Raw genomic sequence first — 26601 nt, forward strand, 5'->3', positions numbered from 1 at the left:
TGAAAGTGTAATATGCGTGAACTCGATACCCCAGCCTCAGATGGTTATCAGCAGCGATTTGGTGGTACACGCCGACTTTATGGCAATGATAATGTAGAGATTTTAAGGGCGGCTCACGTGGCTGTTATCGGTATTGGTGGCGTGGGCTCTTGGGCCGCGGAAGCATTGGCACGATCCGGTGTTGGTGAAATCACCTTGATTGATATGGACGATGTCTGTATTACCAATACCAACCGCCAAATTCACGCGTTGTCGTCAACCATTGGTGAAAGCAAAATCGAAGCGATGGCAGAACGTATTGCGCAAATTAACCCCGATTGTCAGGTTCACCTCATCGATGACTTTATCAACGCCGATAATCAAGCAGAGTACTTGAGTCGTCAGTATGATTATGTGATTGATGCTATTGATAGCTTACCCGCGAAAGCCTCATTACTGGCGTATTGTCGCAGCAACAAAATCAAGGTGATCACGATTGGTGGGGCGGGCGGTCAAACCGATCCGACTCAAATTCAGGTCGCCGATTTGACCAAAACCATTCAAGACCCTTTGGCCAAAAAACTTAAAGACCGTTTGCGTCGTCATCACAATTTCCCGACCAATCCGGCGCGAAAATTTGGTATCGAGTGTGTGTTTTCTTCCGAGCAGTTAAAGTACCCACAAGCCGATGGCAGTGTGTGTGCGGCCAAATCGAGTGCCTCTGGCCCCAAACGCATGGATTGTGCGAGTGGCTTCGGTGCGGCTACTGTGGTCACAGCGACGTTTGCTTTTGTTGCTGTGGCGAAAGTCATTGAAAAAATACTGGCCAAATACGGTCAACAGTAAGGCGCGGTTTATGAACAGTGCAAGACCTACTCTTTCTCAAGTGATCGATACCATGCAATCGATGCAGGGTTGGGAAAACAAATACCGCCAAGTGATTGTGTGGGGTAAATCGCTACCGACCATGTCTGAACAAGACAAACAAGCGAGTTTAGCCGTGGCTGGGTGTGAAAGCCAAGTCTGGCTGACGGTCACAGCGCAAAGCGGTGGCACCTGGTGGATTCAAGCGGATTCGAACGCGCGTATCGTGCGTGGGCTTATCTTTGTCATACTCGTCGCTTACCAAGGCAAAAGCAGCGCCGATATTTTAGCCTTTGATACCGAAGCTTACTTTGCGCAATTAGGCTTGCTTTCCCACCTAAGTCCCTCGCGGGGCAATGGTTTACGCGCGATTGTTGAAACGATTCGTCAACAGGTCAGCGGCGCGCACTGACCCCCTTTGATTGACTGGCCAGCTCAGCTGTTACGTTTCAGGCTGGCCGCCTAATTTGTCGTAATTGAGCTGCGGAAGTGGCACCATCGGCTGGACGACTTGTTTGGCGTGCGCCTTGCCAGACAGCTTGGCAATGATTTCTACAGAAAACTCTAAGGCGCTGCCAGGTCCTTGACTGGTGATTAATTTGTGGTTGATATCGACCGTCACTCGCTTACTGCGCCATTGTGAGCGGGGAATGGCGGCTTCAAAGTCGGGATGAGCGGTCATGATGGCTTTGGGGTAAAGCTGGTGAGACTGCAACACAACGGCAGGGGCGGCGCAAATAGCGGCCAACCATTTGCCATCGTAGCGGTGTTGCTTGAGCATTTCGATCAGTAAGGTACTGTCTCTAAAACATTCGGCACCGCCAACCCCACCCGGTAACACAATCGCATCAAATTCCTCATCAGCCACATTGACCAAAGGGCAATCGGCCTGTAGAGCAATGCCTCTCGAGCCGGTGATCTGACAACTGGAATCGAAATTGGCGCTGGCGACCACAACCTGATAATTGGCTCTGATCAGGGTGTCGATGACGGTGACGGCTTCAATTTCTTCACTGCCATTGGCAATGGGGACAAGAACGGTTTGATTCATAAAGACTCCGGTACAAAAGGGCGTTGGGTCAACTGTTGGTAGACACTTAAGTGGACTGGCATAGGATGACGCTTGGCTTTGGACAAGATAAATCCCGTAATGTAGTCGATTTCGGTTGGCCGTTGATAAAAAACATCTTGCTGCATCGATGAATAATTGCTGGCGGTGTTGCGAATGACTTGATGGACGAGGCGTAACATCTCGTCGCTTTGCAAAGATTGGCCTGATTGATTGGCGACCTCGCAGGATTCAAACACCAATTTTTCCACTTGAGCCGCCCAGTCAGGTTGCGTTAATAAATCGCCGTTGCGACACTGATACAGAGCGGTAAGCGGGTTGATCGCGCTATTGACAATCACTTTTTGCCACAACTTGGTTTCGATATCTTCGGCCCAGCTCACCGGTGAGAGCGCGTGATCAAACACATCGGCGATAAAAGTACACTGTTGACCTTTGTGGTTATAAGCGCCAATAAAAGTATCACCAAGGCCGGTGTGCTCTAAGGTGTCCGAGTGAGGGCGATAGGCACCATGGGTGGTGGTGGCGAGCAAAATAGGCTGCTGAGCAAAGTGTTTGGCGACTCTCTCTGCCGTGCCCATGCCATTGTGGAGTAAAACGATGATGGTTTGCGGCGCAAGCACGTTTTGCCAAGCCTGCAGTGCTTGCTCGACCTGCCAAGCCTTGACGGTCACCAGTACCACATCGGCTTGTTGTAACTCAGGTGTCTGTGCCGAGGGGAAGTGATAAGTTTGCCCGTTAAATGTTCGCTGGTAAGGCTCGCCGAGATGTCGCCCCAACAGGCTGACTCGATGGCCGCTGCGCTGTAAATGACACGCCCACAAGGAGCCAATCGCCCCGGGGCCTAAAATAACAATGTTCATAGTAAATTTTGATGACTGAGTTGGTCCCAACAAGGGGATACATAAGAATAAAGCCTAACACTGAAAGGAAGAATAGGGCAGGTGAAAAATACCAGCAATAAAAAATGGCGCTAAAGCGCCATTTTTACGTGGAGTGTGAACTTGTCACACGATTAGAATTTGTAGGTCGCCGCGATGTAATGAGCAAAACCGGTTGAATCAGCGACTGCAAAGCCATAGTCATGACCATCTTTGATACCGTAGATGTTTTTGAATGCTTTTAGGCCGTAACCAAGGGCATAGCGCTCTGAGTGCCAGTACAAACCGTTAAACATGGTACCGCCAGTGGAAGAAGTTGCTCCGTTCTCACTCTTCATGCCAAACTGCCAATCGATGTAACCTTGGTATGACAAGAACGAGCCATTGTCGAAGAAGTAAAACGGTTTAAACCAGTTGGTGGCAATATGATAGCCGTTCCAGTCTTTGTTGTTGCCGTCGTAAACACCGTAGAAGTTCAGGCCAATTTTGCCCAGCCATGGCACTTCAACGTCTGAGCCCAAACCAATTTTTTGGTTATTAACGCCGTCAGCACCGCCATCCCATTCAATTAGAGAGGCGACGTAGAGCTCTTTTACTGGGCCAAACGACAAATCTTTACCGGTTAATGCATCTAATGACATGCGCGGCGCAAATTTCATGAACATCTTCGACGAACCATCTTTATCACTGTCTGGATCGCTAGTTAAGTTAAAGACATCAACATAGCCGTAGAGGTCAAACAGACCAGAGCGACCGCCAAATTCCATTTCTAGGTAGTCGTGGTCTGAGCCATCAGGGAAACCTGGTAACTCGTTAAACGCACCCATTAGATTAAATTGAAGCCATTTGTAATCGTTTTTGTGAATGTCGCCATCAGAATAGTCGGCGGCAAACGTGGGCATTGAAGTTGCTGCTAAAAGGCTTAACGCTAAAAGTGATTTACGCATTTATTAACTCTCTATGTTGATAATCCATTGTACGCATTCCATGCGCTGTTTTTATTGTTCCTGCAAGATTGATAATAGCGTTTTATCTCCCAATTTAAAGTGGTCTGATTAGCACTTTTCACAATATTTGGTGATGGCGATCACTAATTGGAACAAAAAATTAAACTTTTATTAACCCTGTTGATTATTTCACCGAGTTGGTTGTTGCTTAAACGCATAAACGTTTGCGCAATCGATTTGTTGTCTTTTGCATGGGTGAGTTGCCTTGTCGGTGGCTTTTTCTCTTGCTGTTGGCCCGCTGAAAAAACGGCCAACGTGATCTTTTTGCAAAGGGATTCGTAACAAAAAAACAACAAATAAAGAGGGTGATATGGAAAGCTTAAGTTTATTTCCCCTGAGCTCAATCGTACTTCCTGGCGGTCAAATGAGACTGAGGATTTTTGAGCCGAGGTATCAGCGATTAGTCAAACAATGCCTGAGACACAATCAGCCGTTTGTGATGTGTTTGGCCCCAACGTCGAATCAAGTTTGGCATCAAGAGCCATTGGAATGGGTGGGGAGCGTGGTGAGTATTGTTGATTTTGAACAGTTGGAAGACGGTTTGCTCGGCATTACCGTACAAGGGCTAGAGCGCTGCGTGATCCACAGCGTCGAAACTGAGTACGATGGTTTGCGTTTGTGCAACATCGAGAAAATCGGCCGTTGGCCTAGTCAGCCTCTTTCCAAGGCCGACGCCATACTGGCTCACAGTTTGGGCGAAGTCTATCAGCAATTTCCTCAGTTAGAGCAGTTGAATCGGCCGGCCCATTTTGATGACTCGGCCTGGGTATCACAGCGCTGGTTGGAATTGTTGCCGCTCAATCAAGTGCCGCTTAAACAGCTGGTATTGGCACAAACCTGCCAACAAACATTGACTTTTTTACATCAAACGTTACTAAGCGATGATGGCGCAGCCAGCCAGCAAAATTATCATCATTGATCTTTATTTTACCAATTACGTATACACTTAAAATAAGCTTATCTTTAAGGACAATGAGATGAACAGCATTAGAGACGCGAGTTCCATGAGCAAAGAAGAGTGGGCTGAGTGTATGGCGCAGGTTCAGCAAAGAGACAAACGCGCTTTCGCTCTGTTGTTCCATTTTTATTCGCCCAAGCTAAAGACTTTTGCAGTCAAGCACGTCGGCAATGAGCAAGTGGCGATGGAAGTGGTTCAAGAAGCGATGACCACGGTGTGGCAAAAATCGCACTTGTTCGACAGCAGCAAAAGCGCGTTGTCGACTTGGATCTACACCATTGTTCGCAATTTGTGTTTTGATCTTTTGCGCAAACACAAAGGTCGAGTGAGTCATCTTTCTTCTGAAGATTTGTGGCCGGCAGAGTACTGCCCAGCGGATCTCATTGATGCTTATTCTCCAGAACACGACCGATTAAAACAGCAAGTCATTCAGTTTTTAGATCGTTTGCCTGAAAGCCAACGCGATGTGGTCAAAGCGGTGTATCTTGAAGAGCTCCCTCATCAAGAGGTGGCCGAGCGTTTCGACATCCCTTTGGGCACGGTAAAATCCCGTTTGCGTCTTGCTGTAGAAAAACTGAAACATTCAATGCAATTGGAGCAACCATGAACAACCATCCTCAATCTTTAATGCTTCGTGCGTATGCCAGTGGCGACATAGACGAGGCAACCGCTTTAATTGTCGCAACCCATCTTGAAAGCTGCGCTGAATGCCGTGCGCAAGTCAAAGCGTTTGAACAAGAATTCGCGCAAGCCGCATTCGATACTGATGCGTGTTTAGCGTCACTCAACACTGACGATGAGCAAAATACGCTGTGTTGGCAAGATATGTTTGACGAGATTGTCGATCAACCCGTTGCGGCGCAATCGGCACCAGTAAAAAGCCACTTTGATATCGATGTCAATGGCCAGACTTTCTCTCTGCCGCCTGCATTGCAATCGATCAGGCCTTATATTGGCAAATGGCGCAATTTCGGCGGCAAAGTCATGAGTGCGAAAATTGATCTCGGTGGTGAGCACAGCCCGATGAATCTTCTGTACATCGCGCCAGGGGTAACCATCCCGCGTCATACCCATCAAGGCATTGAATCGACTTTGATTTTACATGGCGGCTTCAGTGATGAAGACGGACACTATCACCAAGGCGATATGATGGTGCGCGACGCTTCCATTGAGCACAGCCCCAAAACCTCTGAGCTTGAAGATTGTCTGTGTTTGACGGTGCTGACCGAGCGGATGGTCTTCACTCAAGGGATTGCCAGGGTGTTCAACTGGTTGGGCAACCGAGTGTTCCCTTAAATTAGGGTCGCTCCCGTTTCTTTGAGTGCAAATTCTGTTTTTTGAACAATTCTGTTTTTTGTACAAAAGCCACGTTATCGCCATTGCGACGACGTGGCTTTTTGTTTGAGCTAGGCTATCGCAATAACTAGGAACGCGGTTTGACTAACAGCTTTTTGAAAAAATGGCGCAAAAAATACAGCATCAACAGACTGGGCACGATCATCACGGCGGTGAGCGTAAAAAACACGCTCCAACTGTCGAGGTAGTCCACGAGCTGGCCACTAAATGAAGCCAGTGTCGTTCGGCTAAGGTTGCCAAGTGACGCCAGCAGTGCGTATTGAGTGGCGGAAAAGGCTTGCCCAGTTAGCACAGTTAAAAACGACACAAAAGCAATGGTCGAAAACGCAGTGGTAAAGTTATCAATCAAGATGGTGGCCAGTAGCCAATGTGGGTCGGGGCCAACTTGAGCAATCACGGCAAACATGAGATTGCTGGCTGCCATGGCTCCCCCCCCAATCATTAGCCCTTTGACCACGCCAAAACGCACGTTGACGGCACTGCCGATTAAGGTAAAAAGCACCGTGCTGCCCCAGCCAATCAATTTTGAATAATCGGCAATTTGCTCGTTACTAAAGCCGATATCGCGATAAAAGGTGATCGACATACGGCCGAGAAACGCCTCGCCAATTTTAAACAAGAACACGAATAACAACAAAGTGAGCGCGACTTTCACGCCATTGCGAGCAAAAAAATCGCGAAAGGGTTCAACAAAGGAGACCAATAGCCAGCGAACAACCCGCGATTGTGCCTGTTGGTAGTGGTGCTCGGCATCTTGCTGTAGCTCGGCTCTTTGTGTGATGGGCTCTTTAACCAATAAGGTCATGGTGGCCAACAACACGCCAACGGCAGTCAGCTCGAGGTAAACATTTTGCCAGCCCACTTGGTCTGCGGTGACAAAAGCCAAATAGCCAGGTAAAGAGTAGCCTGTCCACCAGCCAATCACCGCAATGGCCGATGCTTGCGGCAACTTGTGTTCTTCGTGTTTGGCAAAACTGTCAATCCGATAAGCGTCAATCGCAATATCTTGTGTGGCAGAGGCGCAGGCGATGATCAGCGCAAACAACGACATGGTGATCAGTTGGTGTTGCGGCTCTAAACGAGAGAGTTGCCAAGTGGCCAACACGATGATCCCTTGACAGGCAAAGATCCAACTGCGTCTTGAGCCTAGCCACCGACCTAACAATGGTGGGGTGAGGCGGTCGATCATCGGTGCCCAGAGAAAGTTGATCGCATAGACACTAAAGACACTGCCAAAAAAGCCAATGGTGCTGCGGGTTAAGCCAGCATCGGTTAGCCAACCGGACATGCTTGAGCCAATTAAAGACCATGGAAAACCGCTCGAGCAGGCCAAAAGGAAAATGGCCAATAAGCGGCGGTCCCAATAACTTAACAAAACTTGGCGCCAAGACACGAGGTGAGTCATAAAGGCTCCTTGAAATGAGAGGGCAATAAGCCCTCTAGGTGATTAGTTTTCAGAGATCAGGGTCATTTTGTTGATGATGATCGGGGTGACTGGGACATCTTGCATACCCCCTTTCGATGCGGTGGGTTGCTGAGCCATTTTTTGGACCACATCAAACCCTTCGATCACTTGGCCAAATACCGCATAACCGGCAGAGCGAGCACTGTAGTCGAGAAATGGGTTGTCTTTGAAGTTAATAAAAAACTGACGAGTCGCCGAGTTTGGGTTTTGCGTACGCGCCATGGCAATGGTGGCGGCTTGATTGCTTAAGCCGTTATTGGCTTCATTGACGATGGGGGTGCGAGTCGCTAAGCGATTCATCGCTTTGTCAAAGCCGCCACCTTGAGCCATAAAGCCTGGGATCACACGGTGAAATTGACTTCCATCATAGCTGCCATCAGCGACGTAAGTCAGAAAGTTCGCAACGGTGATCGGCGCGAGGTCGCGATTGAGTTCTAAGGTAAAATCACCCAAGTTGGTGTTGACGGCGACTTTAGGGCCGGCAAACACAGAAGCGGAAATCAGGGTCAAAGACAGTAATAAAGTGCGCAGCATTAGAAGTTCTCCTTCATGTAATCGCGCAATTCTTTATCGTTGCCGATATCAGCGAGCGTCATATTGATCAAGTCGTTGACGACGCGAGTGATGTCTTCATCCGAAGCGCTCAATGGAGCCGAACGTTTAGCCGTACCGGTAAAGGTCTTGGTGAGCTTACCGCGCGGCGTTTCTGCTACCACCGTTAAGACAATTTTGCCATCCATTTCACTGCTTAGCACACTGTGTTTGACGTTGACCAGTAAGTCTTCGATGTCGAGCTCTACGTTGTTCTCACTGTTTAAATTGGCCGCGAAGCCTTGTGAGTTGAGCTGTTTTGCAAAGGTCTCTTCGAGTGTCACACGGAGGTTTTGACGGGTATGCATAGGAATGACATTGGCGTGGCCATTATCAATTAAAGCCACATACTGCGCCGTTCTAAGGTCTTTACTGGTTAAGGCGTAAGTTTTGCCTTGCACTAATTGAGCAGAGCTCAAGGTCGCAGAGGGGTGCAAATTGAGCTGCTGGGGTTGAGGGGCAGCACAAGCGCTCAGCAGAACGACCGCGGCAACGAAAGCCAATTTTTTCATTTTGCATTCCTTGATTATCATAATAGTTTTAACGAGTTAGTTTTAGCATAGGTTATCTTATCAGTGAAGACAGCCATAACACTATTTGGTTGCTAAAAATATGACAAACTTTTTATTACTGGCCACAATGTTGACATTTTGTTGGCCAAAAAGACGAGTCAACTTTTGTTGATAGCCCAAATGACGATTGCCAATTACTTGCAGTTGACCGCCCGGTTTGAGCGCTTTGTGGCTGTCGACAAACATTTGCCAAGCAATGTGATCGGTGACCGCTTGCTGTTGGTGAAAAGGCGGGTTGCACAAAATAAGGTCCACGAGGGGCCCTTGGTAACCCTCAAGACAATTGTTCACCAGAAAGCGGTGCTCGCGCACATCATCGGGCAAGTTTGTGGTTAAATTGTGTTTTGCAGAAGCGACGGCCATATGGCTTTCATCGACCAAGGTCAGGTGCGCATTCGGACACAGCTGCGCCACTCGTACCGATAACACCCCGTTGCCACACCCCAAATCAACAATGGACAAAGGTTTTTGGGTTTCAGGTAGATGCTCCAGCATAAAGCGTGCGCCTTGATCGAGTTTCTCACCGCTGTAGACGTTGGCGTAATTGGCCAATGTAATGCCGTATTCCCTGACTGGCCAGCACGTTAACGCTTCAATCGATGTCGATGTTTTTTCATTGTGAGCGAAAATGAGCCGGTGTTTTTTTTGTGCCAGTGAGGTGGTTGGCTGACCAAAGTGCTTCTCAATCAGGTTTAATGTCGAGGTGTGGATCTCTTTGACTTTATTGACACCGATCAGCGGTGTGTGACTTGGCAGTTGGGTGGCTAGCTGCTGTAAAATCCACACAAGGTGGCGGTTGATTTTAGGCATCACCAGTAGGACTAAATCGACGTGGTCTGGTAAGGTATCCAGAGTGGTTATAAAGTCAACGGCTTGGTCATCGATGTGATTGCGCCTTAGGTTGGCTTTCGCGCCTTGTTGGGCAAGATAAGAATCACTGACATGAGTGACCTTGCTTTGTTGCGCCCACCAACATGTCAGTGCACCAAAATGATCGTTGATAATTAAAATATGCTTTAACGGTTGCGCGCTATAGTGCTCACTGATGTATTGGATCAGGTATTCATCACCGGCATCCCAAGCTTGCAGTGTTTCGTTTTTTCGCACCGGGTAGCGAAACAAGTTCAGTTTTTGATCAAAAAGGGACAATTCAGTTTTCATTCGTATTCACTAACGTATTTATTCTCGCTACTATTGTCGCAAATGTCGTGACAACAGGGAAGGTGTGAGAGTGACAGCACGGAATAAGAAGCCGTTACGCAGCGTATGATTAAGCGACTGACAACGGCGTTCCTCGATCAGTTTTGATGTCCACTCAGGCTTTCTTGTCAATTGACTTTCTATGGATAATGACGTCAGGCGGTTTATATGATTCAAGAAGTAATAGAAACAAAACTCCACAACGCTTTTGCACCAGTGCATTTGCAAGTGATCAATGAAAGTTATCTGCACAACGTTCCGGCAGGTTCTGAAAGTCACTTTAAAGTTGTCGTGGTCAGTGATGAATTTGACGGGTTGCGACTCATCGCCCGCCATCGCCAAGTCAATCAGGTGTTGGCCGAAGAGCTCAGTGATCACATCCACGCTTTGGCCATTCACACCTATACGCCTAATGAATGGCAGCAAGAACAGCAACAGGTTCCGAGCAGTCCAAATTGTTTAGGAGGCGGGCGTACGACCTCTTAACAACCTGGCGTGAATGAATAAGCAATGAAGTGCATCTGTTGAGTAAGTGTGATCTGTGTCACTAATTTGCTTTCGCATTGATTGTCGCCGTTATATTGACATCAAGGGTTATATTTTTGTTGCTTTTTGCTCAAAGTCTCCTTGCAATTTAAGGGGTTAATCCGCTTGCGGTTATTTGAGTCAAATGTGAAAAATTTGTACAATCGAGGCGGAAATTCATTGAGAAGTGAGTGATTTAGACCACGAGTCGCACGAATTGTCATGGCATAGCTCAATGAAAAAGTGCTAAAATACGGCACCTGATAAATCTCGCCGTCAATTGTGACGAGAAATATAATAGGATGTTGCAACCTCATCGGTGGTTACCCGCCGAGGTTGGACACAATGTCGTGTCAATCAACTCATACAATTAATAACTATCTTTTTCCCAATAAAAAAGTGCAAGTGCGTATGATTACAATAAAGAAGGGTCTGGACCTTCCTATTTCAGGAGCTCCTGCCCAGGTGATTAATGACGGTAAACCTGTCAAAAAAGTCGCCTTGCTTGGCGAAGAATACGTCGGTATGCGTCCAACCATGCATGCCCGCGTAGGAGACGAGGTGAAGAAAGGCCAAGTTCTTTTTGAAGATAAAAAGAACCCTGGTGTCAAGTTTACTTCGCCTGCAAGTGGTAAAGTTATCGAAGTGAATCGCGGTGCAAAACGCGTTCTTCAATCCGTTGTGGTTGAAGTGGCGGGTGATGAACAGGTCACATTTGACCAGTTTGCTGCGGATCAAATCGCCGGTCTGGAACGTCAACAGGTGGTAAACCAGTTGGTTGAATCGGGCCTATGGACAGCTTTGCGAACTCGCCCATACAGCAAGATCCCGGCCATTGATGCCGAAACTCAAGCAATTTTTGTGACTGCAATAGACACCAATCCATTGGCAGCCAAACCAGAATTGTTTATCAACGAACAAGCCGATGCTTTCAAAGCGGGTTTGGATGTGTTGTCGACCTTGACTCAAGGTAAGGTTTACGTTTGTAAATCCGGTGACAGCTTACCTCGTTCTGCTCAGCCGAACGTTGAAGAACATGTGTTCCAAGGACCGCACCCGGCCGGTCTTGCGGGTACGCACATGCATCACCTATTCCCAGTTAATGTCAACAACGTTGCTTGGTCAATTAACTACCAAGACGTTATTGCATTCGGTCAGCTCTTTTTAACCGGTGAACTTTTCACTGACCGCGTTATCTCTTTGGCCGGACCGGTTGTTAACAACCCGCGTTTGATTCGCACGGTATTGGGTGCATCACTTGATGAACTCATCGACGGCGAAGTAATGGCCGGTGAGTTGCGTGTGATTTCAGGCTCAGTACTGTCTGGTACTCACGCATCTGGCCCACATGCTTTCTTAGGTCGTTACCATCAGCAAGTGTCGGTACTGCTCGAAGGCCGTGAAAAAGAGTTGTTTGGCTGGATCGCTCCCGGTAAAAACAAATTCTCAATCACTCGTGCTTACTTAAGTCACTTCTTCAAAGGTCAGCTGTTCAATATGACCACATCGACCAATGGCAGTGATCGTTCTATGGTGCCAATCGGTAACTATGAAAGAGTCATGCCGTTGGATATGGAACCAACATTGCTGCTGCGTGATCTGTGTGCCGGTGATACTGAAAGTGCTCAACGTCTTGGTGCGTTAGAACTGGATGAAGAAGATCTTGCCTTGTGTACTTTTGTTTGCCCAGGTAAGTATGAGTACGGTCAGTTGCTGCGCGATTGTCTAGAGACGATTGAGAAAGAAGGGTAATTTCATGAGCCTGAAAAAGTTTCTTGAAGATATCGAGCCTCATTTTGAGCCAGGTGGTAAACACGAAAAATGGTTTGCGCTTTACGAAGCGGCTGCAACGATTTTTTACACGCCAGGTCTGGTAACGAAAAAGAGCTCACACGTTCGTGATAGCGTTGATCTTAAACGCATCATGATTATGGTTTGGATTGCCGTCTTTCCTGCCATGTTTTGGGGTATGTACAATGCGGGTGGTCAAGCGATTGCCGCACTTACCCATTTGTACCAGGGCGATCAACTTGCTTCCATCGTCGCGGGTAACTGGCACTATTGGCTGACTGAATTACTCGGTGGCACGGTGTCTGACCAAGCGGGGTGGGGCAGTAAGATGCTGCTCGGTGCGACCTACTTCTTGCCTATCTACGCAACGGTATTTGTCGTTGGTGGCTTCTGGGAAGTGTTGTTCTGTATGGTACGTAAACACGAAGTGAATGAAGGCTTCTTTGTTACTTCTATCTTGTTTGCGCTTATCGTGCCGCCGACATTGCCATTGTGGCAAGCTGCGCTTGGTATCACATTTGGTGTTGTCGTCGCCAAAGAAGTCTTCGGTGGTACTGGTCGTAACTTCCTCAACCCTGCGCTAGCGGGTCGTGCCTTTTTGTTCTTTGCTTACCCTGCACAAATTTCAGGTGATTTAGTATGGACAGCGGCCGACGGTTATTCTGGTGCTACGGCGTTGAGCCAATGGGCACAAGGTGGCCACGGTGCGGTGGTTAATGCCATTACCGGTCAGCAAGTGACGTGGATGGACGCGTTCTTGGGTAACATCCCTGGCTCGATTGGTGAAGTTTCGACGCTCGCTCTGATGTTGGGTGCGGCCTTTATCGTTTACATGCGTATTGCATCTTGGCGCATTATTGCCGGCGTTATGATCGGTATGATCGTGACTTCAACCCTGTTCAACATTATTGGTTCTGATACTAACCCAATGTTTAACATGCCTTGGCACTGGCACCTCGTTTTAGGTGGTTTTGCATTCGGTATGTTCTTTATGGCGACCGACCCTGTTTCAGCGTCGTTCACCAATAAAGCCAAATGGGGCTACGGTATCTTAATTGGTTTGATGTGTGTGTTGATTCGAGTGGTGAACCCAGCCTACCCTGAAGGGATGATGTTGGCTATTCTGTTCTCGAACCTATTTGCACCGCTATTCGACCACTTTGTAATAGAACGTAATATCAAGCGGAGAGAAGCTCGCTATGGCAAGCAATAACGATAGCATTAAAAAAACGCTGTTCGTTGTTATCGCATTGAGCCTGGTGTGCTCAATCATCGTTTCAACGGCAGCGGTAGTCTTGCGTGACAAGCAAGAACTGAACGCAGTACGCGATAAGCAAACCAAAATTTTAGAAGTATCGGGTGTGGAGTCTAAAGAAGGCTCCGTTGCTGAGCTTTATAAGCAATACATCGAACCTAAATTAGTGGATTTTAAAACCGGTCAATTGGTCGATGAAACCGCGGATGGTATTGCTGCGTCTGACTACGATCAGCGTGCGGCGTCGAATACTCCGAGTGAGTCAACCAACCTGAGCGCTGAGCAAGATGTGGCCAAAATCGGCAGTCGTGCTGACTACGGCTTGGTTTACTTGGTCAAGCAACAAGGTGAAGTGACGCGTTTCATCTTGCCGATTCACGGTAAAGGCCTTTGGTCAATGATGTACGCCTTTGTCGCGGTAGAAACCGATGGCAATACGGTTGATGGCATTATTTACTACGAGCAGGGCGAAACACCGGGATTGGGTGGTGAAGTTGAAAACCCATCATGGCGTGCTCAGTTCCAAGGTAAGAAACTGTTTGACGAAAACCATAACCCAGCGATCAAGATTGTCAAAGGCGGCGCGCCGGCAGGGTCTGAACACGGTGTCGATGCACTGTCAGGTGCGACCTTGACCAGTACCGGTGTTCAAAACCAGTTTGACTTTTGGCTTGGCAAGTTAGGTTACGGTCCATTCCTTGCTAAAGTTCGTGACGGAGGTCTGAACTAATGTCTAGTCTAAAACAAGTGAAAAACAGTCTAGTAGCTCCAGTATTGGACAACAACCCCATTGCTTTACAAGTTTTGGGTGTGTGTTCTGCGCTGGCGGTAACCACTAAGCTAGAAACGGCCTTCGTTATGACCATTGCCGTGTGTTTGGTGACGGCTTTTTCAAACTTTTTCGTTTCTCTGATCCGCAACCACATTCCTGGTAGTGTGCGAATTATCGTTCAGATGGCAATCATTGCTTCTTTGGTTATCGTTGTTGACCAAGTGTTGCGCGCTTTCCTTTACGATATTTCTAAGCAGCTTTCGGTGTTCGTTGGCCTTATCATTACTAACTGTATTGTTATGGGTCGCGCTGAGGCGTTTGCGATGAAATCGGCACCAGTGCCCTCATTCATCGATGGTATTGCCAATGGTTTAGGTTACGGTTTTGTATTGTTGACCGTCGGTTTCTTCCGTGAACTGTTGGGCTCAGGTAAGTTGTTCGGCATTGAGATATTGCCTTTGGTCAACAATGGCGGTTGGTATCAACCCAATGGTCTAATGCTGCTTGCACCTTCAGCCTTCTTCTTGATTGGCTTCTTGATTTGGGCCATCCGTACCTTGAAACCTGAACAAGTTGAAGCGAAGGAGTAATACGCATGGAACACTTTATCAGCCTTTTCGTTAAATCTATTTTTATCGAAAACATGGCGTTGTCATTCTTCTTGGGGATGTGTACTTTCTTGGCGGTATCTAAGAAAGTGAAAACGGCATTTGGCCTTGGTGTGGCGGTCACCGTCGTACTGACCATCTCAGTACCAGTCAACAACCTGGTTTACAACTTAGTCCTGAAAGAGAATGCGATCGCGCAAGGCGTTGACCTTAGCTTCTTGAGCTTTATTACCTTTATCGGTGTTATTGCGGCTTTGGTACAAATCCTTGAAATGATTTTGGATCGTTTTTTCCCACCTTTGTACAACGCATTGGGCATTTTCTTACCGCTTATCACGGTAAACTGTGCCATTTTCGGTGGTGTATCATTTATGGTACAACGCGATTACAACTTCTCTGAGTCAGTGGTTTACGGTTTGGGTTCAGGTGTCGGTTGGATGTTGGCCATCGTCGCGCTTGCGGGGATCCGTGAGAAAATGAAGTATTCAGACGTACCTCCAGGCTTGCGTGGCCTTGGCATTACGTTTATTTCTGTCGGCTTAATGGCGTTAGGCTTTATGTCTTTCTCTGGTGTTCAACTGTAAGCCGGGTAAACCGCAACAATAAAGGAATAGTCAATGGACATTATTCTTGGTGTAGTGATGTTTACTCTGATTGTACTGGCACTGGTTTTGGTGATTTTGTTCGCTAAATCCAAGCTGGTACCAACAGGTGACATTACCATCTCAATTAACGGCGATCCGGATAAAGCGATCGTCACTCAGCCAGGCGGCAAACTACTTGGCGCTTTGGCAAATGCTGGTGTATTCGTTTCTTCTGCTTGTGGTGGCGGTGGCTCTTGTGGTCAGTGTCGCGTGCGCATTAAATCGGGTGGCGGCGAAATTCTACCTACGGAATTAGGCCACATTACCAAAGGTGAAGCGCGCGAAGGTGAACGTCTTTCTTGTCAGGTTTCAATGAAAACTGACATGGATATCGAATTACCAGAAGAAATCTTTGGTGTGAAAAAGTGGGAATGTGAAGTTATTTCTAACGATAACAAAGCCACTTTTATCAAAGAGCTTAAACTGGCGATTCCCGATGGTGAGTCAGTGCCTTTCCGAGCGGGTGGTTATATTCAGATTGAAGCGCCAGCGCATACGGTCAATTACGCTGATTACGATATTCCTGAGGAATACCGTGGCGATTGGGAGAAGTTTAATCTTTTCCGTTATCAATCGGTTGTTGATGAGCCGATCATTCGTGCTTACTCAATGGCAAACTACCCAGAAGAGTTTGGCATTATTATGTTGAACGTGCGTATCGCGACGCCGCCGCCTAACAACCCTGACGTGACACCAGGTCAAATGTCTTCATTTATCTGGTCACTAAAAGAAGGGGACAAGGTAACGATTTCTGGTCCATTTGGTGAGTTCTTTGCCAAAGACACAGATGCAGAAATGGTCTTTATCGGTGGTGGTGCTGGTATGGCGCCTATGCGTTCACACATCTTCGATCAGCTCAAGCGTTTGAATTCTAAGCGTAAGATTTCGTTCTGGTATGGTGCACGTTCAAAACGCGAAATGTTCTATGTGGAAGATTTTGATGAGTTGCAAGAGCAATTTGATAACTTCCAATGGCACGTTGCCCTGTCTGATCCTCAGCCTGAGGACAATTGGGATGGCTACACGGGCTTTATCCACAATGTCGTTTATGACAACTACTTGCGCGATCACGATGCGCCAGAAGATTGTGAGTACTACATGTGTGGTCCACCTATCATGAACGCCTCGGTGATCAGCATGTTGCACGATCTCGGTGTTGAAGATGAAAACATCCTCTTGGATGACTTTGGTGGATAATCATTCGCCATAATGGAAATTGGCTGGCTCTTAGAGTCAGCCTTTTTTATTAGAGAGAAAGACGATGAGATATTTTATAACCAAACGTCAAACGTCGGCATTATTTACTTTGTTGAGCGTGTTTTTGGTCGCTTGCTCTGAGCCAGTTAATACGGTGAAGTTACAAGGCCCCACCATGGGCACGCAATACAACATTACCTATTTAGCGACAGCGGATACCCCCTCTTCAGAGCAAATCTCAGCGGGAGTCAGTGAGCGTTTAGAGCAAGTTAATCAACAAATGTCGACTTACCGCCCAGACTCAGAACTGAGCCAGTTCAATCAATCTCGTTCATTAACGTCGTTCCCCGTTTCTGCCCCAGTCCGCACGGTAGTCAAAGAAGCTATTCGCCTTAACCACTTGACCCAAGGCGCACTGGATGTCACGGTTGGGCCGTTAGTTAACCTCTGGGGCTTTGGCCCAGACGCTCAGCCGGTAACCATACCGACTGATGAGCAGTTGTCGGCACTTAAAGAGTCGGTGGGTATTGAGTGGCTATCGGTGACAGAGACCGGCTTGCAAAAGAAGAAACCACAGTTGTATGTCGATTTGTCGACCATTGCTAAGGGGTGGGGGGTCGATGTTTTGGCCGACTATTTATCTGAGCAAGGGATTGAGAATTACCTGGTTGAAGTGGGCGGTGAAATTCGCACTCATGGTCATAACGCCGCTGGTCAAGTCTGGCGTATTGCCATAGAGAAACCGACAGCGGAACAACGCGTGATCCAAACCGTCATTCAAGCGAAAGATATGGCAATGGCGACGTCGGGTGACTATCGAAATTACCACGAAGTCGATGGTGTTCGTTATTCACACATTATCGATCCTGCGACCGGTAAACCTATCCATCACAAGGTGGTTTCTGTTACAGTATTGGACAAGTCGTCAATGACAGCCGATGGATTGGCGACAGGGCTAATGGTGCTTGGTGCAGAAAAAGGGATTGATGTGGCAGAACAACATCAAATACCAGTACTGATGATTGTCAAAACGCCTGATGGTTATAAAGAAATGGCGTCAGCAGCGTTTAAACCTTATCTCAGTCAAAAATAAAGTGAGTGTGAACGTATGAGTACATTTTTAATTACTTTCGGTTTTTTCTTGGCCGTGATTTTGGCCATGGCGGTGGGGTATATCTTTCAGCGCAAAGTGGTCCGTGGCAGTTGTGGCGGTTTGGGCGCGGTGGGTATTGAACGCGTTTGTAACTGTCCTGAGCCTTGTGATGCGAGAAAAAAACGCGAAGCAAGGGCTGAACGTCGCGCTCAGCAATTGGCCGCTTGGGAAAAAGATCGCATTGCTTAAATGGCATTGAATTTTATGTTATGAGTAGTAATCAGCCTAGTGTGTCGTCACTAGGCTGAATTTTTTGCTCAACGACAAAAAACGGGCGGCGTGTTATTGCCCTCGTACCCCGTTCCCATTGTTGTCAGTCAAACTGTTGACTGCATCCTATCCCTAGCGCTTAAGTTGGTTTCGCCCTTGTTGCTTGGCTTCATAGAGGTAATCATCGGCAATCAGCAATTTCTCTTCTAGGTTCCCGATTTGGTTGGTCGCTCCTAAGCTGATCGTGACTTGTAGAACATTTTGATAATAGGGAATGGTCATGGCTTCGATACGCAGACGCATTTTTTCCAAGGTGGCAATGAATTGATTAAAGTCTCCTTCGTATAAAATACAAAACTCTTCGCCGCCCATTCTTGCCACACAGGCATCGTCAAAGTGGAAGGCCAGAATTTTTGCGATGGTCTTAATCACTAAGTCACCACAATCATGACCGTAGTTGTCATTGACCTTTTTAAAGTGGTCAATATCTATCATTGAGACACACACGCTATCTGAGAGGGTTTTGGCCTGATTGAACAAATAGCGACGATTCCAAAGTCCGGTCAGCTCATCTTGGTTGGCTAGACGATAGAGGGTTTCGTTGGCTTCAATCATGCCTAAAATATAATGAATTCGACAGTTGAGCTCTTCTTGGTTGAAAGGGATATACAAAAAGTCGTTGGCGCCAGCTTTCAAAAATTGTGACGTCAATGTGCGATCTTCACTGCCAGACAGGCCCAAAATAGGCAAGGTATTGCGGTCGTGCTTACGGCGAATTTGACGCACAAGAGATAACCCATCTAGGTTGGGCATACTGTGATCAGTAATGGCAAACGTAATGTCTGGGTGCTGAGCGAGTTTTTCTAATGCTTCATTGCCATCACAGGCGACAGTCGTGCGAATGTACTGATGAGACAGAACTTGAGATAGGGATTTGCGAATAAACTCGGAATCATCGACCACCAAAGCGTGATGGGCACCGTTTTTTTCCAAGCGAGTGATCATTGACAACAAATCGTGTATTGCCGCATCACTGTCTTTAATAATGTAGTCGAGTACCCCTTGTTCAATGAAGTGGTCACGGGCACTTTGCCGGTATGTGGCCGTCACTACAATCACTCTTTGTTTGGCCTTGAGTGCCAAGTCAATCACTTCACCATCTTGAGCATCGGGGAGGCAATAATCCAATACCGTACACAAGTAGTCGCTGTTTTGCTCAAGCATGACTTTCGCTTGTGCGTAGGTCTCAGCTATATGAACCTCACAGCCGTGCTGAGTTAAGTTGCGAGTCAAGAAGTTGCGAAAAGCATAACTGTCTTCAACGACTAGGATTTTACTGGGCAAAAGATTTCTCACAGATAAATAGTTTTCCACTAATGATAACCATTATAATAAAATCCTCTAGTGTCAAACTCATTTTGTTGTGATTTATGCCAAGCGGCTCACGATTCTCTTTTGTTATGGATTTTTCATATTTTGTCGTAGTCAAAATATGAGGTTTCTCGTCGCCTTATTACGGTATCTTTTGCCTCGTGTTAGGTGTCTTGGAACGACGGCCAAGGTGACGGTTAAAATAATGACATTTGCTCGGTATGATGACGTTCGGGTAAATGGACGCTAAGGCCGATCAAGCGAATACCTCTTCCTTGTTGCCGCTCTAGTCCTTCTATCAGGAGTTGAGTGAAAAACGCTTTGTCCAACCGTCCTTTTCGGTGTTCAATGGTGGTCTGTTTAAAATCATCGAATTTGATTTTTACCCCTTGTTTGCTAATGGCGAGATCGGTTGAAACCCGTTGCAAACGTTCGACCAATTTGGGGTATAAGTGTTCAATGGCGCTTTGGCACTGTTCAGGCGTGTAAATATCTTGCATAAAAGTGCGCTCAACCCCGACGGATTTGCGAATGCGGTGAGGTTCGACGACTCGCCGATCGATGCCGTGGCAACGCTCCCATAAAATTTGGCCAAATTTACCAAAATGAGTGAGGAGTACCAGAGGATCGCAGTCGATAATGTCTTGCCCAGTGTGTAAATTAAGCGCATGCAGCTTGGCCAATGTGACCTTGCCAACACCAGAAATTTTGCCGAGATCAAGTTGAGCGATAAACGAAGGCAGTTTCTGTGGAGTGATCACGCAAAGGCCGTTGGGCTTATTGATGTCTGAAGCCACTTTAGCCACGAATTTTAAAGGCGCGACCCCAGCACTTGCAGTGAGCCCAAGTTCGTTTTCAATCGCTTGGCGAATGTCTTGGGCAATCAAGGTCGCTGAGCCTTTAAACCATGAGCAATCGGTTACATCAAGATAGGCTTCATCCAACGACAGCGGTTCGATCTTATCAGTGTAACGGGCAAAAATCGCGTGGATTTGTTTTGACACCGCTTTGTACTTGGCCATGTTACCTGAAATAAGGGTCAATTGGGGGCAGAGTTGTAAGGCTTTCTGAGTCGGCATGGCTGAGTGTAAGCCAAAAGCCCGTGCTTCGTAATTGCATGTCGAGAGCACACCACGACTGGATCGCTCGCCGCCAATCGCCAAAGGGCGGCCTCTTAGTTCTGGGTTGTCTCTCATTTCGACCGCAGCGTAGTAACAATCAAGATCAACGTGAATAATTTTTTGCATTCCTCACCCTCTCTCTCGTTGATATGACCAGGTTACCCACCTTTCGGTTATCTGGTATGGATTATACACAGTACTGTTTTAATATACAGCTTTGTGTTTAACGTGACCGCGAAATTGCTCAGTAATGACAACCACAACGTGTGTTGAGTTACTGTACAAGCAGCAAATTGTATTGATTGGCTAATCCGTCATTTTCCTCAAGTCATTACTGTGTACTATGATCTTTTGAGGTCGCTAGGCGATGATGTGGTCAAAAAAGTTAAGGTGTATTGAATGAAGTATTCATGGTTTGGTTTTACATTTATGACTGCGGTGCTAAGCGCTTCGGCTCAGGCGGCAGTGTGTCGAGTTGATACGGCGAATCAAGTGATGCTTGACTCGAAAAGAGTGCAGGTGACCAACTCATCCGGTCAAAAAGCCAGTATTTCTCCAGGAGGAGTACTCACCGTCGCTGGGCGCCCTGTGACGTTAACCACAGAGCAAAAAACAGCGATTAACCAATATCGACAACAACTGAACGATTACATACCAAAAGTGAATGCTCTGGCGACAGACGGGCGACAAGTGGCCAACCAACTCGTTGGTAAACTCGAGCAAGACTTTGCCCAGCCGGGCTCTTTTGCCAGTAGCAGAACGACGATGAACGGTTTTTTGGATACGGTGGAGGCGCGTTATCATCAAAATGAGCAATGGAGTATTCCACCTCAAGCGTTTAGTCAATTCGAGCAGCAATGGCAAAGCGAATTTAAATCTATGCAAATGACATTAAATCAGCAGTTGTTTTCCGATGGTTTAGCCGCGATGTCAAATGGCCAACAAGGCGTTAACTTATCGCAACTCAGCCAAAAAATGGCGGCACTTAAAAAAACATTAACCGTCGATTTCCAGCAGCAATCAACCCAGATAGACCAACAAGCGCAAACTCTGTGTGATCAACTGTTGAGATCCCAACAAAATGAGACCGCTTTGGTCAAGATGGTTCCGGCTTGGAAACCGTATCGAGTCTTTCAGCCTTAAGGTTGTGGTCGTGACACTGAGAAGTGATCAGCGTGTTGTGCCTTATTAAATTGATTGTTTTTTCTTCATAAAGCGTCTTTTTTGGTGATTATCTCCATCTAGTGGCAAATAACCTAGTGTTAAGAAAGTCAAAACTTGTTATTTGCCCTATTTTATAATAGTGTACTAGCCAGCTAGTATTTTGTGAGATGTCAACATGAGTAAACACGACGAACCGTCGCGAGAGCAATTTAGCTCTCGATTGGGTTTTGTACTTGCCGCTGCAGGCGCTGCAGTTGGCCTTGGTAATATTTGGGGCTTTCCGACTCAAGCGGCTAGCAATGGCGGTGGCGCGTTTCTCTTCGTCTATTTGTTGTTTGTCTTTATTGTGGCATACCCGATGCTGGTGGTTGAAATGGCCATTGGGCGTCACGGTCGCGCCAATCCGGTCGATAGTATGAGATCACTCACCCCTCATCCGGTGCTGGCAAAGGTGTCGTCTGGTGTGGGCTGGTTGGGGCTGAGCGTGCCAAGCGCAGTTCTGGCGTTTTACAGTATTGTTGGCGGTTGGTTAATTTGTTTTTTGTTGGCTGCTCTGTGTCGACTATTCAATGTCAATGAGTTGGCACAATGGTTTACCGCTTTCACTATTGAGCGAAATGCGTTTGGTACCGTCGCTTTCTATCTGCTGACGATCATCATCGTACAAGGCGGGGTCAAACAGGGTATTGAAAAATGGTCCACGCGTCTCATGCCGGCGTTATTTGCGTTATTTGGCCTCATGTTTGTTTACATTATGACCCAGCCTGGCGCTATTGACGGATTAGCCCATTACTTGATCCCCGATTTTGGCAAAGTATGGGACAAGCAATTACTGTTGTCGGCGATGGGGCAAGGGTTTTTCTCTTTGACCATCGGTGGGTGCTCGATGCTGATATACGGTTCTTATTTAAGTGACAAAGAAAACTTACCTAAGATGGCCTTGAGTGTCACTTTAGTGGATACCGCAGTGGCCTTTATTGCAGGCTTAGTCGTTATTCCTGCGATGTTTGTTGCCATGCAGCAAGGCGTTGACATTTATTCGAGCAGTGGCGAGTTACTCAGCTCCGATACTTTGGTGTTTACTGTCTTACCGCGTTTGTTTGAGAGTTTGGGCATATTGGGGCAGGTATTGGCAGTGGTCTTCTTTCTCTTGTTAACCATCGCCGCGCTAACGTCGTCTATTTCGATGCTAGAGTGCCCGGTCGCCTTAGTTTCAGAACGCGCAAAAGTGTCACGTACGGTGACAAGTTGGGTGATCGGTGGTTTGGTATGTTTCTTTAGTGTGGTCATTGTCTTTCACTTTGAGCGTTTATTTGGTTTAGTGGCCATGGTGTCGACGCAGTACTTGCAGCCATTTACGGCAATGCTATTTTGTGTGTTTGGTGGTTGGGTTTGGCAGCGTGCGAGTAAAGTTAAGCAGCTGGAACAAGGTTATCCGGGGTTTAGTTTGGGTTGGTTTGGCAAAGTCTGGCCATGGTATATCAAATTTGTCTGTCCGGTGTTTGTCGCGGCAGTGCTTTGGATGTCCTTGAGCTAAAAAATGACAATTTGACCGAGAAACGTCACAGGGAGCGAAAACACGATCCGCTCCCTTTTTTGATCATCGGGTTAACGAAATTGCCCAGCGTCGGGTAAAAATTGGTAATCTGCTTTGGCAAGTTGGTGCTCTAACGCTTGTCTGTCAATTTCAAAGAAACGACACAGCTTATCAAGATCACCGCCAAAGTCATCGCGCAACTTCATATTGACGATACTCATTAGCATTATTGGGTCCATAGTTTCAAAGTGAGTGAGATTCATTGGTCATCCTCGATATCGGAAATCAGTAAATTGGCCGCCGCGAAAGCCGCTTTATTTCGGGTGTCTTTAGGGAGTTGTTGATCGTTGGCAATGTCATTTAAGGCCAGCAAAGTGCTGCGCAGCGCTTGCGGAACATAGGCCAAATCGCCACTGCCTATCTGAGCGTAGAACTCGCGAACCAAGGGACAACAATCATAGACTTTCATGCTTTTCTCACTGTGATAATCAACCTTGGTATCATAATACGCCCATCGCGGGCTACAGTATTGAGCTCGCTCAATAAACCGCGTTATTGTAACAAGCTTCTTCGCACCTGTGATCACAAGCGGTGCAGAAAAAGTGTGGTCAGTGATTAAATCAGCGTGTTTTTTAACCTAGTGCTAGCAATACAGCGTTTATTCTTTTCATTGGCGTCATAAAAAAAGAGACAGCCTCGACTGTCTCTTTTTAGGGTGAAAGAATGGGGTTATCCCTTCACTTGGTCGGTGATGAAGTTGAGCATGTCATCGATAGCGACGGTGGATTTCTCACCGTTGCGACGGTTTTTGTACTCAAAATTACCTTCATCCATACTGCGATCACCAATGATAATCGTGTGTGGAATACCGATAAGCTCCATGTCGGAGAACATCACACCAGGGCGTTCTTTACGATCGTCAAACAAGACATCAATGCCTGCGGCCGTCAGTGATTGGTAAAGGGCTTCAGCCGCCTCTTGTACGCGTGTGGACTTATGCATGTTCATCGGTACGATCGCCACTTGGAACGGCGCAATCGCGTCAGGCCAAATGATGCCGTATTTATCGTGGTTTTGCTCAATCGCGGCCGCGACCACGCGAGAAACCCCAATACCGTAACAGCCCATTTCTAGGATGGCATTCTTGCCGTCAGGACCGAGTACACCACAGTTCATTTTTTCAGAATAATTGGTGCCTAACTGGAAAATATGACCGACTTCAATACCGCGTTTTAGTTGAATTACGCCTTTGCCACATGGGCTTGGGTCGCCTTCAACCACGTTGCGAAGATCGGCGATAGGACCAAGTTGGACATCTCTGTCCCAGTTAACGCCAAAGTAGTGCTGGCCATCAATATTAGCGCCTGCGGCGAAATCACTCATCACGGCAACACTGTGATCGACAATGAATGGCAAGTTCAGGTTTACTGGGCCAAGAGAGCCAGGGCCAGCACCAATTAGGTTGCGAATTTCCTCTTCGGTGGCAAATTCCAGCGGCGCGGCCACTTGAGGAAGGTTTTCAGCCTTGACTTCATTGAGCTCGTGATCGCCACGAATAATTAGGCCAATAATACTTGCGTCTACCTCATCGGAGGCTTTGACAAATAAGGTTTTAACGGTTTTGGTGATCTCGATACCGTGCTGTTCGACCAGCTGAGCAATGGTTTTGGCATTGGGCGTGTCGACTAAGGTCATTTCAACGGTAGGCGCGTCTTTTTGTGCTTTATCGGCAACCGCTTGCGCTTTTTCGATGTTGGCGGCGTAGTCAGATTCACTTGAAAATGCAATTAAGTCTTCACCGCTTTCAGCCAGCACGTGAAATTCTTGTGAGCCACTGCCGCCAATGGCACCACTATCGGCCAGTACCGGACGGTAATCTAAGCCCATGCGATCAAAGGCGTGACAATAGGCGTCGTGCATCGCATCGTAAGACTTTTGCAAGCCTTCTTTGTCGATGTCGAAGCTGTAAGCGTCCATCATGGAAAATTCACGGGCGCGCATCACACCAAAGCGCGGGCGACGCTCATCGCGGAATTTGGTCTGAATCTGATAAAGGTTAAGCGGTAACTGTTTGTAAGAGTTCACTTCGTTGCGAACCAAGTGAGTGATCACTTCTTCAGCCGTAGGGCTTAAGACAAACGGACGCTCATGGCGATCAGTAAAGCGAAGGAGTTCTGGGCCCATTTTTTCTGAGCGGCCGGTTTCTTCCCACAACTCAAACGGCTGAACCACAGGCATGAGCGTTTCAATCGCGCCTGCTCGGTCGATTTCTTGGCGAACAATGTTTTCGACTTTTCTCAATACGCGCAGACCGGTTGGTAGCCAAGTATAAAGACCTGAAGCTAGCTTGCGGATCATCCCCGCACGTAGCATCAGCTGGTGGCTCACGACTTCAGCGTCGTTTGGGGTCTCCTTTAGAGTGGAAAGAAGATAATTACTGGTACGCATTTATGGGTTCCGTTTCATTCAAAGTTAGAAAAATTGCCGAACCTCTTTGAGGGTAGGCAAGATAACAAGTAGGGGCTCATAATAACAGTCAAAACCGTTCGTCAAAAGTCTTCAATGCTCAATACTGCAATTCTATTACCCTGGAACTGGAATTTTACATCCCAATCAAACAGTCGCACGGAATAAACCTTATCATCGTGTTGTTTTTTATAGGCGGGGCGAGGGTCTTGACTTAGGACTTCACTGATCACTTGGCGTCGGTAATCGCGATCGCCACAGCGCTCGAGTTGGTGTTGTGCAGTCATGTCAAAAACGACCTCGAATCGGGTAGGTGGCTCTGGGGCATATCCCCCTTGCGCATCATCGATACCGTCGGCGTAGGGTAGGTAGGGCTTAATATCGATAATGGGTGTGTTATCAACTAAATCCGCGCCGCTGACTTCAACGTAATACTGGCCGTTAACGTGAATAATGCCCTCGAATTTGACCACCGACATCCCAATGTGATTCGGGCGAAATGTTGCGCGCGAGGCGAACACCCCCACCCGTTGATTTCCTCCCAGCCGAGGAGGCCTTACGGTTGGCTTCCAACCGGCGGCAATATTTTGATCAAATAAAAACAGCAGCCACAAATGTGAGAAAGCGTCTAAGCCTCGTACGCTGTCTGGGTGATTCACGTGATGGCAAAGCTTTATTTGCGATCGCACACTGGGTGCCAGGTTGGGTTGTCTTGGCACCGCAAACTTTTCCTTATAAGGACTATTTAGGTAGCCAATCGGGGATATGGAGTATTGTTGGGTTGTCATCATCATCGGAAAAAACAGGTAAACACAAAGTAAATTAGCATATTGCTATTCATTCGA

The 26601-nt window shown here is 47.2% G+C and carries 29 protein-coding genes; 16 read left to right on the forward strand and 13 right to left on the reverse strand.

The genetic code is table 11. The features are described 5' to 3' along the window. Positions 1-12 precede the first annotated feature (12 nt). Positions 13-825, forward strand: coding sequence for a tRNA cyclic N6-threonylcarbamoyladenosine(37) synthase TcdA (gene tcdA / locus AB0763_RS04115; RefSeq protein ID WP_306101507.1), 813 nt, complete (start codon positions 13-15; stop codon positions 823-825). A 10-nt stretch (positions 826-835) separates the two neighbouring features. After that, positions 836-1255 (forward strand): SufE family protein, encoded by a 420-nt coding sequence (locus AB0763_RS04120; protein WP_306101506.1) that lies wholly within the window; start codon positions 836-838, stop codon positions 1253-1255. Positions 1256-1285: 30 nt separating this feature from the next. Here the strand turns inward: AB0763_RS04120 and AB0763_RS04125 are convergent, their stop codons facing one another. The 3 genes from AB0763_RS04125 to AB0763_RS04135 all read right to left on the reverse strand — a co-directional run bounded on the left by AB0763_RS04125 (position 1286) and on the right by AB0763_RS04135 (position 3740). Beyond that, positions 1286-1894, reverse strand: coding sequence for a DJ-1 family glyoxalase III (locus AB0763_RS04125; RefSeq protein ID WP_306101505.1), 609 nt, complete (start codon positions 1892-1894; stop codon positions 1286-1288). Next, positions 1891-2775 carry a 2-dehydropantoate 2-reductase gene (locus AB0763_RS04130; RefSeq protein WP_306101504.1) on the reverse strand — a complete coding sequence of 295 codons (885 nt, stop codon included), beginning with the start codon at positions 2773-2775 and terminating at the stop codon, positions 1891-1893. Before AB0763_RS04130 ends, AB0763_RS04125 begins: the two co-directional genes overlap by 4 nt. 152 nt (positions 2776-2927) lie before the next feature. Beyond that, positions 2928-3740, reverse strand: coding sequence for an outer membrane protein OmpK (locus AB0763_RS04135; RefSeq protein WP_306101503.1), 813 nt, complete (start codon positions 3738-3740; stop codon positions 2928-2930). 370 nt (positions 3741-4110) lie between these two features. Here AB0763_RS04135 and AB0763_RS04140 point away from each other — a divergent pair, with 370 nt between their 5' ends. Genes AB0763_RS04140 through AB0763_RS04150 form a run of 3 tightly spaced genes read left to right on the forward strand, consistent with a single transcriptional unit; the run spans position 4111 to position 6054 of the window. Beyond that, complete coding sequence (locus AB0763_RS04140; RefSeq protein ID WP_306101502.1) at positions 4111-4719, forward strand: LON peptidase substrate-binding domain-containing protein; 609 nt, start codon at positions 4111-4113, stop codon at positions 4717-4719. 58 nt (positions 4720-4777) lie between these two features. After that, complete coding sequence (locus tag AB0763_RS04145; RefSeq protein WP_306101501.1) at positions 4778-5365, forward strand: sigma-70 family RNA polymerase sigma factor; 588 nt, start codon at positions 4778-4780, stop codon at positions 5363-5365. Beyond that, complete coding sequence (locus AB0763_RS04150; protein ID WP_306101500.1) at positions 5362-6054, forward strand: ChrR family anti-sigma-E factor; 693 nt, start codon at positions 5362-5364, stop codon at positions 6052-6054. The genes AB0763_RS04145 and AB0763_RS04150 overlap by 4 nt, the downstream gene beginning before the upstream one ends. A 127-nt stretch (positions 6055-6181) precedes the next feature. Here AB0763_RS04150 and AB0763_RS04155 read toward each other — a convergent pair whose 3' ends face one another. From AB0763_RS04155 to AB0763_RS04170, 4 genes are all read right to left on the reverse strand, one after another. Further along, complete coding sequence (locus tag AB0763_RS04155; RefSeq protein WP_306101499.1) at positions 6182-7519, reverse strand: MFS transporter; 1338 nt, start codon at positions 7517-7519, stop codon at positions 6182-6184. 42 nt (positions 7520-7561) lie between these two features. Next, positions 7562-8113, reverse strand: a complete 552-nt coding sequence (locus tag AB0763_RS04160) for a peptidylprolyl isomerase (protein WP_306101498.1) — start codon at positions 8111-8113, stop codon at positions 7562-7564. Further along, positions 8113-8682, reverse strand: a complete 570-nt coding sequence (locus AB0763_RS04165) for a YajG family lipoprotein (RefSeq protein WP_306101497.1) — start codon at positions 8680-8682, stop codon at positions 8113-8115. The genes AB0763_RS04160 and AB0763_RS04165 overlap by 1 nt, the downstream gene beginning before the upstream one ends. A gap of 81 nt (positions 8683-8763) precedes the next feature. Beyond that, a complete protein-coding gene (locus AB0763_RS04170; protein WP_306101496.1) occupies positions 8764-9903 on the reverse strand; it encodes a methyltransferase in 1140 nt (379 codons plus the stop codon). Positions 9904-10110: 207 nt separating this feature from the next. Between AB0763_RS04170 and bolA the strand changes: the two genes are divergently transcribed. From bolA to nqrM, 9 genes are all read left to right on the forward strand, one after another. Further along, complete coding sequence (gene bolA / locus AB0763_RS04175) at positions 10111-10428, forward strand: transcriptional regulator BolA (RefSeq protein ID WP_306101495.1); 318 nt, start codon at positions 10111-10113, stop codon at positions 10426-10428. Between the two features lie 450 nt (positions 10429-10878). Then, positions 10879-12219: a Na(+)-translocating NADH-quinone reductase subunit A gene (locus tag AB0763_RS04180; RefSeq protein WP_306101494.1), complete on the forward strand. Its 1341-nt coding sequence runs from the start codon at positions 10879-10881 to the stop codon at positions 12217-12219. Between the two features lie 4 nt (positions 12220-12223). Next, entirely contained in the window at positions 12224-13471 is a 1248-nt protein-coding gene (locus tag AB0763_RS04185; RefSeq protein ID WP_306101493.1) for an NADH:ubiquinone reductase (Na(+)-transporting) subunit B, read from the forward strand. Further along, a complete protein-coding gene (locus AB0763_RS04190; protein WP_306101492.1) occupies positions 13458-14243 on the forward strand; it encodes a Na(+)-translocating NADH-quinone reductase subunit C in 786 nt (261 codons plus the stop codon). The genes AB0763_RS04185 and AB0763_RS04190 overlap by 14 nt, the downstream gene beginning before the upstream one ends. After that, positions 14243-14875, forward strand: coding sequence for an NADH:ubiquinone reductase (Na(+)-transporting) subunit D (locus AB0763_RS04195; protein ID WP_306101491.1), 633 nt, complete (start codon positions 14243-14245; stop codon positions 14873-14875). Before AB0763_RS04190 ends, AB0763_RS04195 begins: the two co-directional genes overlap by 1 nt. Before the next feature lie 5 nt (positions 14876-14880). After that, positions 14881-15477: an NADH:ubiquinone reductase (Na(+)-transporting) subunit E gene (nqrE, locus tag AB0763_RS04200; protein WP_306101490.1), complete on the forward strand. Its 597-nt coding sequence runs from the start codon at positions 14881-14883 to the stop codon at positions 15475-15477. Between the two features lie 33 nt (positions 15478-15510). Continuing rightward, entirely contained in the window at positions 15511-16734 is a 1224-nt protein-coding gene (gene nqrF / locus AB0763_RS04205) for an NADH:ubiquinone reductase (Na(+)-transporting) subunit F (protein ID WP_306101489.1), read from the forward strand. A gap of 64 nt (positions 16735-16798) precedes the next feature. Then, the gene (locus tag AB0763_RS04210) at positions 16799-17827 is read left to right on the forward strand and encodes an FAD:protein FMN transferase (protein ID WP_306101488.1); all 1029 of its coding nucleotides are present in this window, start codon (positions 16799-16801) and stop codon (positions 17825-17827) included. Positions 17828-17842: 15 nt separating this feature from the next. After that, positions 17843-18076: a (Na+)-NQR maturation NqrM gene (gene nqrM / locus AB0763_RS04215; protein WP_306101487.1), complete on the forward strand. Its 234-nt coding sequence runs from the start codon at positions 17843-17845 to the stop codon at positions 18074-18076. 153 nt (positions 18077-18229) lie between these two features. Here nqrM and AB0763_RS04220 read toward each other — a convergent pair whose 3' ends face one another. Continuing rightward, positions 18230-19441 carry a diguanylate cyclase gene (locus tag AB0763_RS04220; RefSeq protein ID WP_306101554.1) on the reverse strand — a complete coding sequence of 404 codons (1212 nt, stop codon included), beginning with the start codon at positions 19439-19441 and terminating at the stop codon, positions 18230-18232. Between the two features lie 224 nt (positions 19442-19665). Continuing rightward, entirely contained in the window at positions 19666-20715 is a 1050-nt protein-coding gene (gene dinB, locus AB0763_RS04225) for a DNA polymerase IV (protein WP_306101486.1), read from the reverse strand. A gap of 273 nt (positions 20716-20988) precedes the next feature. Between dinB and AB0763_RS04230 the strand changes: the two genes are divergently transcribed. Next, on the forward strand, positions 20989-21732 hold the full coding sequence (locus tag AB0763_RS04230; RefSeq protein ID WP_306101485.1) for a DUF2884 family protein: 744 nt from the start codon (positions 20989-20991) through the stop codon (positions 21730-21732). Between the two features lie 196 nt (positions 21733-21928). Beyond that, on the forward strand, positions 21929-23290 hold the full coding sequence (locus AB0763_RS04235; protein WP_306101484.1) for a sodium-dependent transporter: 1362 nt from the start codon (positions 21929-21931) through the stop codon (positions 23288-23290). A 71-nt stretch (positions 23291-23361) separates the two neighbouring features. Here the strand turns inward: AB0763_RS04235 and AB0763_RS04240 are convergent, their stop codons facing one another. The 4 genes from AB0763_RS04240 to tsaA form a co-directional block, all read right to left on the reverse strand. Further along, positions 23362-23553 carry a DUF4250 domain-containing protein gene (locus AB0763_RS04240; protein WP_306101483.1) on the reverse strand — a complete coding sequence of 64 codons (192 nt, stop codon included), beginning with the start codon at positions 23551-23553 and terminating at the stop codon, positions 23362-23364. Further along, on the reverse strand, positions 23550-23759 hold the full coding sequence (locus AB0763_RS04245) for a YaeP family protein (protein ID WP_306101482.1): 210 nt from the start codon (positions 23757-23759) through the stop codon (positions 23550-23552). The genes AB0763_RS04240 and AB0763_RS04245 overlap by 4 nt, the downstream gene beginning before the upstream one ends. Before the next feature lie 260 nt (positions 23760-24019). Further along, the gene (locus tag AB0763_RS04250; protein ID WP_306101481.1) at positions 24020-25738 is read right to left on the reverse strand and encodes a proline--tRNA ligase; all 1719 of its coding nucleotides are present in this window, start codon (positions 25736-25738) and stop codon (positions 24020-24022) included. 101 nt (positions 25739-25839) lie between these two features. Continuing rightward, positions 25840-26544 (reverse strand): tRNA (N6-threonylcarbamoyladenosine(37)-N6)-methyltransferase TrmO, encoded by a 705-nt coding sequence (tsaA, locus tag AB0763_RS04255; protein WP_306101553.1) that lies wholly within the window; start codon positions 26542-26544, stop codon positions 25840-25842. Positions 26545-26601 lie beyond the last annotated feature (57 nt).

Origin of the sequence: Vibrio sp. HB236076 (genome assembly GCF_040957575.1) — a bacterium.
Lineage (GTDB): Bacteria > Pseudomonadota > Gammaproteobacteria > Enterobacterales > Vibrionaceae > Vibrio.

Excerpts from the sequence above, each read along its gene's own strand:
- tcdA (WP_306101507.1), top strand. The coding sequence starts at position 13 with ATGCGTGAACTCGATACCCCAGCCTCAGATGGTTATCAGCAGCGATTT.
- AB0763_RS04120 (WP_306101506.1), top strand. The coding sequence starts at position 836 with ATGAACAGTGCAAGACCTACTCTTTCTCAAGTGATCGATACCATGCAA.
- AB0763_RS04125 (WP_306101505.1), bottom strand. The coding sequence starts at position 1,894 with ATGAATCAAACCGTTCTTGTCCCCATTGCCAATGGCAGTGAAGAAATT.
- AB0763_RS04130 (WP_306101504.1), bottom strand. The coding sequence starts at position 2,775 with ATGAACATTGTTATTTTAGGCCCCGGGGCGATTGGCTCCTTGTGGGCG.
- AB0763_RS04135 (WP_306101503.1), bottom strand. The coding sequence starts at position 3,740 with ATGCGTAAATCACTTTTAGCGTTAAGCCTTTTAGCAGCAACTTCAATG.
- AB0763_RS04140 (WP_306101502.1), top strand. The coding sequence starts at position 4,111 with ATGGAAAGCTTAAGTTTATTTCCCCTGAGCTCAATCGTACTTCCTGGC.
- AB0763_RS04145 (WP_306101501.1), top strand. The coding sequence starts at position 4,778 with ATGAACAGCATTAGAGACGCGAGTTCCATGAGCAAAGAAGAGTGGGCT.
- AB0763_RS04150 (WP_306101500.1), top strand. The coding sequence starts at position 5,362 with ATGAACAACCATCCTCAATCTTTAATGCTTCGTGCGTATGCCAGTGGC.
- AB0763_RS04155 (WP_306101499.1), bottom strand. The coding sequence starts at position 7,519 with ATGACTCACCTCGTGTCTTGGCGCCAAGTTTTGTTAAGTTATTGGGAC.
- AB0763_RS04160 (WP_306101498.1), bottom strand. The coding sequence starts at position 8,113 with ATGCTGCGCACTTTATTACTGTCTTTGACCCTGATTTCCGCTTCTGTG.
- AB0763_RS04165 (WP_306101497.1), bottom strand. The coding sequence starts at position 8,682 with ATGAAAAAATTGGCTTTCGTTGCCGCGGTCGTTCTGCTGAGCGCTTGT.
- AB0763_RS04170 (WP_306101496.1), bottom strand. The coding sequence starts at position 9,903 with ATGAAAACTGAATTGTCCCTTTTTGATCAAAAACTGAACTTGTTTCGC.
- bolA (WP_306101495.1), top strand. The coding sequence starts at position 10,111 with ATGATTCAAGAAGTAATAGAAACAAAACTCCACAACGCTTTTGCACCA.
- AB0763_RS04180 (WP_306101494.1), top strand. The coding sequence starts at position 10,879 with ATGATTACAATAAAGAAGGGTCTGGACCTTCCTATTTCAGGAGCTCCT.
- AB0763_RS04185 (WP_306101493.1), top strand. The coding sequence starts at position 12,224 with ATGAGCCTGAAAAAGTTTCTTGAAGATATCGAGCCTCATTTTGAGCCA.
- AB0763_RS04190 (WP_306101492.1), top strand. The coding sequence starts at position 13,458 with ATGGCAAGCAATAACGATAGCATTAAAAAAACGCTGTTCGTTGTTATC.
- AB0763_RS04195 (WP_306101491.1), top strand. The coding sequence starts at position 14,243 with ATGTCTAGTCTAAAACAAGTGAAAAACAGTCTAGTAGCTCCAGTATTG.
- nqrE (WP_306101490.1), top strand. The coding sequence starts at position 14,881 with ATGGAACACTTTATCAGCCTTTTCGTTAAATCTATTTTTATCGAAAAC.
- nqrF (WP_306101489.1), top strand. The coding sequence starts at position 15,511 with ATGGACATTATTCTTGGTGTAGTGATGTTTACTCTGATTGTACTGGCA.
- AB0763_RS04210 (WP_306101488.1), top strand. The coding sequence starts at position 16,799 with ATGAGATATTTTATAACCAAACGTCAAACGTCGGCATTATTTACTTTG.
- nqrM (WP_306101487.1), top strand. The coding sequence starts at position 17,843 with ATGAGTACATTTTTAATTACTTTCGGTTTTTTCTTGGCCGTGATTTTG.
- dinB (WP_306101486.1), bottom strand. The coding sequence starts at position 20,715 with ATGCAAAAAATTATTCACGTTGATCTTGATTGTTACTACGCTGCGGTC.
- AB0763_RS04230 (WP_306101485.1), top strand. The coding sequence starts at position 20,989 with ATGAAGTATTCATGGTTTGGTTTTACATTTATGACTGCGGTGCTAAGC.
- AB0763_RS04235 (WP_306101484.1), top strand. The coding sequence starts at position 21,929 with ATGAGTAAACACGACGAACCGTCGCGAGAGCAATTTAGCTCTCGATTG.
- AB0763_RS04240 (WP_306101483.1), bottom strand. The coding sequence starts at position 23,553 with ATGAATCTCACTCACTTTGAAACTATGGACCCAATAATGCTAATGAGT.
- AB0763_RS04245 (WP_306101482.1), bottom strand. The coding sequence starts at position 23,759 with ATGAAAGTCTATGATTGTTGTCCCTTGGTTCGCGAGTTCTACGCTCAG.
- AB0763_RS04250 (WP_306101481.1), bottom strand. The coding sequence starts at position 25,738 with ATGCGTACCAGTAATTATCTTCTTTCCACTCTAAAGGAGACCCCAAAC.
- tsaA (WP_306101553.1), bottom strand. The coding sequence starts at position 26,544 with ATGACAACCCAACAATACTCCATATCCCCGATTGGCTACCTAAATAGT.